At 57.3% G+C, this 2,384-nt stretch carries 2 protein-coding genes; both read left to right on the top strand.

Features of this window, described 5'->3' with window-relative positions; all coding sequences use genetic code 11:
• Window positions 1-659: glycosyltransferase family 9 protein (locus VGI36_11255; GenBank protein HEY2485721.1), on the top strand; the 659-nt coding region annotated here is incomplete at its 5' end.
• Between the two features lie 78 nt (window positions 660-737).
• Window positions 738-2,165, top strand: a complete 1,428-nt coding sequence (locus VGI36_11250) for a sugar transferase (protein HEY2485720.1) — start codon at window positions 738-740, stop codon at window positions 2,163-2,165.
• Window positions 2,166-2,384 lie beyond the last annotated feature (219 nt).

Below are 2,384 nucleotides of genomic sequence, written 5' to 3'. Positions count from 1 at the left end.
GTGATCCGGAGGAAAACCAGAAGGTATATGATTTCGCCCGGCGGTTCGTCGTGCTTCACTTGTGGCCCGGTGGTAGTGCCGCCAGGCACAAGCTGTGGCCCGTGGGGCGGTGGGCGGCGCTCGCGGAAGACCTGGCCATCGATCACTATGACGTGGTGTTTACCGCAGCTGCCGACCAGCGAGAGCTGAACAATTCAGTCATCAATGCGGTGAACCCGGCACTACGCTCTCGAATGAGGAACGCCGCGGGCTTGAGTCTGCGCGAAACACTGCGACTCCTCGCGCGCGCGGACCTGGTTGTGTCGGTCGACACAGGTGTGATGCACATGGCCGCGGCTCTGGGCGTTTCCTTGGTCGCGTTGCATGGGCCCAGCAGTCCCCGTCGGTGGGGACCGATCGGTGAGAAAGCGATCGTGGTGGAGGCGCGGACGAGCGGGTGCGGGTTTTTGAGTCTGGGATTTGAGAAAGCGCGTGGCTCGCCCCGATGCATGAATGCGATCAGCTACCGCACGGTTAAGAGCGTCTGCGACGCTCTGCTAGGAAAACCCAACTCCTTTGGGGAAGAGCCATTTCAAACGCCCTTGTATGGTCGGTCGCCAGGCAATCCATCCGCGGTCGCACCTTCCGACATCGATCGGCTCTCCAGCGTGGGACGGTGAATATGAAAGGCCTCGGCGCCAGGAGCGGCTCGAGTCCGCGCCGATAGTCATGGATATATGCCAATTGGCGCTTTGAGAGTGGACAAGGTTCAGGGCGCTCTATCTCGTAGTCTCGATTTCGTCGGCCTCACTGGCGCGTTTGCAGTCACCAGCTCGATCGCGACGATAGCGAGCAGATCGAATCTCTTCATATGGCCAGAGCCCACTAACTCCGACATTGCGGGCTGGCCTCCCCAGTACCTAGTGCTGTTTCTTTCCACCTTAGTAGGCTGGAATTTGGTCAGTGGATACATAGGAATTCACCAAGCAGAACAGCCCGATGCCTCCGCTGGTCATGTCGGTCGGTTGCTACTGGCAGGATTCCTGTGGGTTGCGACATCGGCATTGGTCATCTTCGTATTCAAGCTGGACGAAGTCAGTCGCCTGTTTGCTTTTGCATACATGTTGCTGGGCGGTCTCTTGATTGTGCTTCGCGATTGCGGTGAAAGGGCCGCGGTACTTCGTATATCCCGCCACCGCGGCATTCGTCGCACCGCAGTTGTTGTGGGGAACGGTAGGCAGGCGACCTGGCTCAGGGAGTTCTTGTTGGACAACTATTGCCCGGAGCCATATACGCTCGTCCGGCTACTCGACCCCACTGAAATCGATTCGACCGACCTGGATAGGGTAGCGGTCGATAAAGGCCAGCAAGAAGATACTCGCGACACCGCCGAGGTCTTTGTCGCGGCCGCTGATATCGGCACAGACGTCGCTGGCCTGTTTCCGCGGCTCTTTGAACGAGCGAACGCGGCACATATCGTCCCCGGCATCTTCGATACCTCTCTCTTCAGGTTGGCGTTGGGCCGCATTGGAAACGTGCCTTTGATCACGTTGCGATCCGGTGCGCTGACCGGAGCGGACGCGTTCCTGAAGCGAGCGCTGGACTTCCTTGGCGCGGCGATCTTGCTCTTCGTTTCCGCCCCGCTAACCGTCTTAATTGCGGCGCTCATAAAAATGTCTTCCCCAGGGCCGGTGTTTTTTCGTCAGGAGCGAGTCGGAAAGTCTGGTATGCGAATCTATATTTACAAGTTCCGTACAATGCATTGCGACGCAGAGCAGATTCTAAGGGGAGATGGCGAGCTCTATCGAAGATATATCGAGAGTAACTACAAGCTGCCCAAGGGTGAAGATCCGCGCGTCACCACCGTAGGCCGCATTCTGCGCGAGCTGAGTCTCGATGAAATTCCTCAGCTCATCAATGTGCTTAAGGGAGAAATGAGCTTGGTTGGTCCTCGCCCGGTGGTCCCTGCGGAAATCGAGAAATATGGCGATTACGCCTCTCTGCTCCTCTCGGTTCAGCCCGGCTTGACCGGTCAATGGCAGGTCAGCGGGAGGAGCGACATTGGAGACTACGCTCGTCGCGTACGTCTCGACATGGAATACATCAGAGATCAGTCGATCGGCAGAGATCTTCGAATTCTTTTCCGAACCGTGCCCGTTGTGTTGTCAAAGGAAGGCGCTCACTGATCAGAAAGATGAAGGGGGCAGCGTTGGCTCGACACGCCGAAAGGGGAAAGGTCAGAGGTCGAGAATGAATACACGGAAGATTGAGGTTAGCGAAAAGGTTGAGCAACTGAAGGGATTGGCCCGGCCGCCAATACACGTCGAACCAAAAGGTTGGGGTCGCGAAGTCTGGATCGCGAACAACGCCCTCTACTGCGGCAAGATTCTCGAGATCGAAAAGGG

It is taken from the genome of Candidatus Binataceae bacterium, assembly GCA_036495685.1.
Classification (GTDB): domain Bacteria; phylum Desulfobacterota; class Binatia; order Binatales; family Binataceae; genus JAFAHS01.
The sequence above is the reverse complement of the archived record's forward strand: the minus strand, read 5'-3'. Positions and strand labels throughout refer to the sequence as shown.